This window comes from Aerococcus sp. L_32, from assembly GCF_050689315.1.
The window spans coordinates 1-6729 of sequence record NZ_JBOEQF010000116.1 but is presented as its reverse complement, the minus strand read 5'-3'; the positions used below and the strand labels follow the sequence as shown (position 1 = coordinate 6729).

Below are 6729 nucleotides of genomic sequence, written 5' to 3'. Positions count from 1 at the left end.
TATCACTTCTGAAGTCTGGAATGACGGCATTTATAAAGCCTGTGAACAATTAGGCTTGTTTGATTAATATTTAAAAAAGGGCAATCACCCGCTTACTACGGTTCTTTCTATAGAAGGGAAGGCTAGCTTAAGTGGGGATTGTTCTTTTTTCATGCGTAAAATGGTTATCAGGGGACTTGGGCTGGATTCCGCTATATACTATAAGTGTTTAAAGGCTCTTACGTCATTTCGTGGATGTTTTCAGGTGAATAAGGAAGAACAAAATAGAGGAAAAAACACAGAAAATGGCTGACCGAGTGAGGTTCAACTGCTTTCTGTGTTTTTATTTTATTTTTATAAGTTACCGTCTAACAAGTCTTGAATCACTTTTGATACACCTAGATCGTTATTAGATGGGGCGATAAAATTAGCTTGTGCTTTAACATCGTCATGGGCATTTTCCATGGCATATGAATATTTCACTGCAGCCAACATTTCAATGTCATTATAGTTATCACCAAAAGCCATCATTTGGTCAGTGGTGATATTGAGTAAGTTGCTCAATTGGTACATGCCTTGGCCTTTATCGATATTTTTGTTCATAATATCAATCCACTCTTTTCCGGATGTTGTGGCAGAAAATTGTTTGCTTAAAGCCGGACCGTAAATATCCGCATATTGGTCAACGGCATCGTTATTTGGTGTGTACACTGTAAATTTGTTGGCAACAGCATCTACTGATGCGAAGTCGTCGAAATAGTAAATATTGGTATAGAATGTCCGGTAGATTTGATCATATTGATCATGGGCTTTTGAAATGTAGGCAGCGTCTAGGGCACACAAGATAGGGATACCAGTTGCTTCATTTTGCTCAAGGGTAAAGGCCATCAATTTGCGGTAGTCATCTGGATCGATGATTGAATTAAATAATTGTTCTCCTTGTTTGGTAATGGCTGCACCATTATCAGATACGAAAATCAAATCGTCTTCGATATGACTGAACATATCTACCAATGTATAAAGTGGTCGTCCGGATGCGATGGCCACCTGGATGCCTTTTTCCTTTAAGGCGTGTACCTGGTCAGTAAAGTTCTCAGGGAGCTGACCCTTATCATTCAGTAAGGTGTGGTCCATATCAATGGCAATTAATTTAATATCTATCATGTAAATCCTCCAATTGGTATTTTTTACTATCGAGCTTTTTTAGACTGTTATATAGCGCTTACAATTACTTTTAACTTAAAGATTACATCGTAAGACGGATGGCTAGTAAACTTATCTATGTTATATTATAACCATAAACTATTGAAAACGAAAATGAAAGGATGAACGCCCATGGGTTGTTTAGGAAATTTAATTTGGATGATTTTTGGTGGGCTTATTTCTGCCATCTCTTGGTTCTTTATCGGCTGTCTATGGTGCCTAACGATTGTTGGTATTCCCGTAGGCCTACAATGTTTCAAAATGGCCAAATTATCATTAATGCCATTTGGTAAAGACGTTGTCCGTGAGGAAAGTGGCTTTGGGAGCTTGCTATGGAATATTCTATGGTTAATCTTTGGTGGTCTAGAATTAGCAGTCATGCACCTATTTGTGGGGGTTATTTTAGCTATTACCATTATCGGTATCCCATTCGCCAAACAACATTTTAAACTAGCCTTACTATCCCTAGTGCCATTTGGTGCGCGAATCGTACCGTCAAATACACTTTACATGGATATAAGATAGTAGAATAGTTATAGGAAAAAACTAGCCAGATACCTCTTGGCTAGTTTTTTTTAGAATAAAATGTCGGCAAAATCTAATTGGGCAATCACTTTTTCCAGATCATTTACGGGTGCTTCAACTAGGAAACCGCGTTTTCCGGCTGAAAAAATAATGGTCTCATAATTTTGAGCGGATGCATCAATAATGGTTGGGAAGGCCTTCTTCATACCAATTGGAGAACACCCACCGTGAATGTAGCCAGTTAAGGGTTCAAGATCTTTCTGAGCAATCATATGAATATTCTTCTCGCCAACGGCAGCAGCGGCTAATTTTAGGTCTAACTCATGGTTAACAGGGACTAGGAAAACATAGTGGTCTTTTGATTTTCCGTGTGTGACTAGTGTTTTGAATTGTTGATCTGGATTAATGCCAAGGATTTCAGCAACATCTTCACTAGAATGGGGCGTGAAATCTTCAGGAAGGGTCATTTCTGTATAGGGAATTTTTTGTTGGTCTAATTTACGGAGTACATTGGTTTTTTTAGCTTTTGCCATAATTCAACATCACTTTCTTTTATATTTTCATCCTTCGATTTAATTCTATGATTTAATCCTATTTTACACATCTATGTTTTTTTTTGCGAAAAAAAGCGATTGGGTAAAACAAAATGAGACGTGTGAGTAAATAGACAGGTTTGAGCTGCGTGTGTGAGAAAATATGACATTTCGCGTAATATTTCCTTTCCTTTTTTGATAATTTCAAGGTATACTTGTAACTATCTTGTGAAAGCATTAAAAACATATGAAGAAAGAAGTGAGGGAAAGCCATGATGAAGCATATAAAGCTATCATTTTCCGTATTTATTGTAAGTTTACTTACTCTATTATTTTCAATCGCACCTGGTAAAGTTGAGGCAACTGAAACAGGTAATGGCGAAACTTATATTATTGCAACTGATACAACTTTTGCACCTTTTGAATTCGTAGATGACTCAGGTGAATTTGTTGGCATCGATGTAGATATTTTAGCAGCAATCGCTGAAGACCAAGGATTTGATTATGAATTACGTTCATTAGGTTTCGATGCAGCGGTTCAAGCTGTTGAAACAGGTCAAGCAGACGCGGTAATCGCTGGTATGTCAATTACTGAAGAACGTCAACAAACCTTTGACTTCTCAGAACCATATTATGAATCAGGTACTGCTTTTGCGGTATTGGACGATTCTGAATACCAATCATTAGAAGATTTAGAAGGTCAATCTGTTGCTGTTAAAACAGGTACGCAAGGGGCAACAATCGCAGCCGACTTAGCGGACCAATACGGTTTTACAGTGAATACTTTCGATGACTCGCCAAACATGTACCAAGATGTTATTTCTGGTAACTCAGCAGCAGCGGTAGAAGATTATCCAGTAATGGGTTACGCAATCGAATCAGGTGGTTTAAACTTACGATTCATTGGTGACAATTTTGAAGAAGCGCCTTATGGATTTGCAGTATTAGGTGGCCAAAATGCTGAATTACTTGACATGTTCAACGCCGGTCTTGAAAACATCAAGGCTTCAGGTGAATATGATGACATTTTAGCTGAATACGGTGCTAGTCAAGAAGAAACATCTTCTTCATCAGAAACACCAGCAGCTGGTTCAGGTGAAACTTACACAATTGCAACCGATACAACTTTTGCACCATTTGAATTCGTAGACGAAAATGGTGACTTCACTGGGATCGATGTTGAATTATTGGATGCCATTGCAGCTAACCAAGGTTTCAACTACGAGTTGAAATCATTAGGGTTTGATGCGGCGGTTCAAGCGGTTGAAACCCAACAAGCAGATGCCGTAATCGCTGGTATGTCAATTACAGAAGAACGTAAACAAACATTTGACTTCTCAGAACCGTATTTTGATTCAGGGACAACATTCGCTGTTTTAGCGGATTCAGATATTGAATCATATGAAGACTTAGATGGGCAAAATGTTGCCGTTAAAACGGGTACGCAAGGGGCAACAATCGCCCAATCAATGGCCGACGAATACGGTTTTACCGTAACGACATTTGATGACTCTTCTAATATGTATCAAGATGTTATTTCTGGTAACTCAGCGGCAGCGGTAGAAGATTATCCAGTAATGGCTTACGCGATTAACTCTGGTGGTTTGAACCTTAAAATTATTGGTGATCAATTAGAACCAGTATCTTATGGGTTTGCTGTTTTAGCTGGTGAAAACCAAGAATTACTACAAATGTTCAATGACGGACTAGCGGCTATTCAAGAATCTGGCGAGTATGACGAAATCGTTGGTAAATACTTGGGTGATTCTGAAGAAGGCGAAACAAGTTCTTCTAACGGCTTCTTAGCTCAATTAGCCAACAACTTCCCAGCCTTATTATCAGGTTTAGGAACAACCGTTTACTTAGCTATCGTATCATTAGTAATTGCGACAATATTAGGTATTTTCTTAGGATTGATGCGTACAAGCGGTAACGTTGTGCTATCAGGAATTGCGACAGTATATATCGACATCATGCGTGGGTTACCACTGATTGTAATGTCATTCTTCATCTACTTCGGTATTCCGCAAATGTTTAACATTACCATTTCAAGTAACTTGGCGGGTATCTTAACCCTTTCACTTAATGCAGCAGCCTACATGGGTGAAATCGTTCGTGGTGGTATCCAAGCTATCGATACTGGTCAAACTGAAGCAGCTCGAAGTTTAGGTTTAACAAACGGTCAAACAATGCGTCACATCATCTTGCCACAGGCAGTAAAAGTGATGGTACCGTCATTCATTAACCAGTTCGTTATTACCTTGAAAGATACGTCAATCCTATCCGTAATTGGTATCGTAGAATTGACGCAAACAGGTCGTATCATCATCGCCCGCACTTACCAATCAGGTAGCATGTGGTTGATTGTTGGTTTGATGTACATCATTATCATTACGATTCTAACTAAACTATCAAACTATATTGAAAAACGTTATGTAGGTTCAAGAACTACACGCTAATAAATAAACGTTGATCATACGAAAAATCCAGGCACCTTTAACCGGGTAACCTGGATTTTTTTGATTTAAGTTGATGGAACCTAGGCTTCTTGAACGATGTTTTGTGGTTTACCGTCGATAAATGCCTTGGTGTTTTCAAAAGCAATCTGCGCTCTTAATTCCATGGCTTCGTCAGATAAGAAACCAACATGTGGTGTCAAAATAGCATTCTTAGCCGATAATAATGGGTAGTCAGCAGGCAATGGCGGTTCACCGTCAAAGACGTCAATCCCAGCGCCGGCTATTTTGCCTTCATTCAATAAGTCTGCTAAGGCTGAATCATCAATTATCGGCCCGCGGGCAACGTTAATGATCACAGCAGATTCTTTCATCAAGCTTAATTTGTCTTTATTTAACAAGTGTCTTGTTTCATCATTTAAAGGCAAATGAACTGATACAATATCTGCGCTTTGTAATAATTCATCCAGTTCAACTAATTCTACGCCTAAGTCTTTGGCTTCCTGCTTTTCAGACCGGTTGTATCCGATTAAATTAGCGCCAAAAGCTTTGAATAAATTGGCCGTTTCAAGTCCGATATGACCAGTACCGACGATACCAACCGTTTTCCCTTTGATTTCACGACCTTGGAAGGGACCTGGAAAGTTGGCATTACGGATGTCGTCGTTACCCTTTGTGATGGCGCGGAATAGGTCTAAAGTCAAACCTAAAGCCAATTCAGCAACCGCTGTTGTTGCATAACCAGATGCATTGGCGATGGCGATCCCTTTATCCTTACTTGCTTTGCTGTTAACATGGTCGAAACCAGTGAAGGCGACGTTGATAAATTTTGTGTTTTCTAAACGCTCGATCACTTCAGCCGGGTAGGGATTATTGGCAATCATGACAATATCAGCGTCTTTAGACCGTTCATAAAGTTCGTTTGGATCAGTCGTTTTGTCAGGGTGATAGGTAAATTCATGACCCGCGTCAATCAGCGGTTGGGCCAATTCGTTAATGCGGGCTTCTGGTACGCGTAATGGTTCTAGTAAAGCAATCTTCATGGAATCTTCCTTTCAACGTTTAATTATACAATCGATTCTTACTTTCACTATAAGGCATAAAGGCATTTAATTCAAACAGTTGACACCCGGAAATAGTATGAGAAAATTTAGGGAAAAGGGGTAGGTGTGTGACATGATTTTACTAGGATTGGAAATTACATTTACATTTGCTAGCGATTCGCTGAAAGACAAACGCCGAATCCTACAAAGTATGATGAAAAAAGTATCCGCCAAATACGGTGTTTCAGTTGCAGAAACTGGAGACCAAGACGTCATCAACCAGGCTATTCTTGGCATTGGTATTGTGTCAAATTCATACGGTTTTGCGGAGAAGATGCTCAATCAAGCTGTTGACTTTTGTGAAGCCAACTATCCAATTGAAGTCATCCAACAAGATTGGTATGAATAGCTTTTTAGAGGCGGTCTTGAATAATCTTGTCTAGGGCTTGAATAAAATGATGACGGTCTTCTGCAGTAAAGGGTTTAGGCCCCTTCGTCCGCATCTTGGCTTTTCGCATCTGTTGACTTTCATACCGCTGGCGGAGCAGTTGGTCGATATTCATGTCGGTATAAATCATGCCAGAATGGTGGATGACCGTCGCTTTTGCCAGAGCTAATGACGCTAGGCCGTAATCTTGGGTGACCACAATATCCCCGGCACTGATCATGGATAGGATTTTAAAATCGGCCGAGTCAGCACCTCTTTCCACATAGACTGTTTCCACGTGGTCAGCGACTAGCTTTTTTGAAAAATGGTCAATCGAGGTTACTAAAACGACTGGTAAATCATATTTTTTCGCCAATTGAATAGTTTCTTGTTTAGTGGGACTACCGTCACCGTCGATAAAGATTTTCATCAAAACATCCTTTCTATCATTAACTAATGGGAAAATAAAACGTATAATATAGTGTATACAAAATAATGCGCAATTAAGGTGTAAAATCACCAGTAAATAAGGAAGTGGCAGTATGGCTTACAATAGAAGATCT

Annotated in this window: 7 protein-coding genes; 3 read left to right on the top strand and 4 right to left on the bottom strand. The window is 39.4% G+C overall.

From position 1 onward, the window contains the following. Positions 1-333: 333 nt before the first annotated feature. Positions 334-1143 carry an HAD family hydrolase gene (locus ACRCJ0_RS08275; protein ID WP_419985680.1) on the bottom strand — a complete coding sequence of 270 codons (810 nt, stop codon included), beginning with the start codon at positions 1141-1143 and terminating at the stop codon, positions 334-336. A gap of 171 nt (positions 1144-1314) precedes the next feature. Here ACRCJ0_RS08275 and ACRCJ0_RS08270 point away from each other — a divergent pair, with 171 nt between their 5' ends. Next, the gene (locus tag ACRCJ0_RS08270) at positions 1315-1707 is read left to right on the top strand and encodes a YccF domain-containing protein (protein ID WP_069285530.1); all 393 of its coding nucleotides are present in this window, start codon (positions 1315-1317) and stop codon (positions 1705-1707) included. Positions 1708-1757: 50 nt separating this feature from the next. Here the strand turns inward: ACRCJ0_RS08270 and ybaK are convergent, their stop codons facing one another. Continuing rightward, positions 1758-2240 (bottom strand): Cys-tRNA(Pro) deacylase, encoded by a 483-nt coding sequence (gene ybaK / locus ACRCJ0_RS08265; protein ID WP_431386389.1) that lies wholly within the window; start codon positions 2238-2240, stop codon positions 1758-1760. A gap of 275 nt (positions 2241-2515) precedes the next feature. Here ybaK and ACRCJ0_RS08260 point away from each other — a divergent pair, with 275 nt between their 5' ends. Then, positions 2516-4699: an ABC transporter substrate-binding protein/permease gene (locus ACRCJ0_RS08260; RefSeq protein WP_431390146.1), complete on the top strand. Its 2184-nt coding sequence runs from the start codon at positions 2516-2518 to the stop codon at positions 4697-4699. A gap of 80 nt (positions 4700-4779) precedes the next feature. Here the strand turns inward: ACRCJ0_RS08260 and ACRCJ0_RS08255 are convergent, their stop codons facing one another. Next, a complete protein-coding gene (locus ACRCJ0_RS08255) occupies positions 4780-5739 on the bottom strand; it encodes a 2-hydroxyacid dehydrogenase (RefSeq protein WP_431390145.1) in 960 nt (319 codons plus the stop codon). Between the two features lie 133 nt (positions 5740-5872). Between ACRCJ0_RS08255 and ACRCJ0_RS08250 the strand changes: the two genes are divergently transcribed. After that, positions 5873-6148 (top strand): DUF503 domain-containing protein, encoded by a 276-nt coding sequence (locus tag ACRCJ0_RS08250; RefSeq protein ID WP_016896967.1) that lies wholly within the window; start codon positions 5873-5875, stop codon positions 6146-6148. Between the two features lie 4 nt (positions 6149-6152). Here the strand turns inward: ACRCJ0_RS08250 and ACRCJ0_RS08245 are convergent, their stop codons facing one another. Then, on the bottom strand, positions 6153-6596 hold the full coding sequence (locus ACRCJ0_RS08245) for a YaiI/YqxD family protein (RefSeq protein ID WP_431390144.1): 444 nt from the start codon (positions 6594-6596) through the stop codon (positions 6153-6155). Positions 6597-6729 lie beyond the last annotated feature (133 nt).

Excerpts from the sequence above, each read along its gene's own strand:
- ACRCJ0_RS08250 (WP_016896967.1), top strand. The coding sequence starts at position 5,873 with ATGATTTTACTAGGATTGGAAATTACATTTACATTTGCTAGCGATTCG.
- ACRCJ0_RS08260 (WP_431390146.1), top strand. The coding sequence starts at position 2,516 with ATGAAGCATATAAAGCTATCATTTTCCGTATTTATTGTAAGTTTACTT.
- ACRCJ0_RS08275 (WP_419985680.1), bottom strand. The coding sequence starts at position 1,143 with ATGATAGATATTAAATTAATTGCCATTGATATGGACCACACCTTACTG.
- ACRCJ0_RS08245 (WP_431390144.1), bottom strand. The coding sequence starts at position 6,596 with ATGAAAATCTTTATCGACGGTGACGGTAGTCCCACTAAACAAGAAACT.
- ACRCJ0_RS08270 (WP_069285530.1), top strand. The coding sequence starts at position 1,315 with ATGGGTTGTTTAGGAAATTTAATTTGGATGATTTTTGGTGGGCTTATT.
- ybaK (WP_431386389.1), bottom strand. The coding sequence starts at position 2,240 with ATGGCAAAAGCTAAAAAAACCAATGTACTCCGTAAATTAGACCAACAA.
- ACRCJ0_RS08255 (WP_431390145.1), bottom strand. The coding sequence starts at position 5,739 with ATGAAGATTGCTTTACTAGAACCATTACGCGTACCAGAAGCCCGCATT.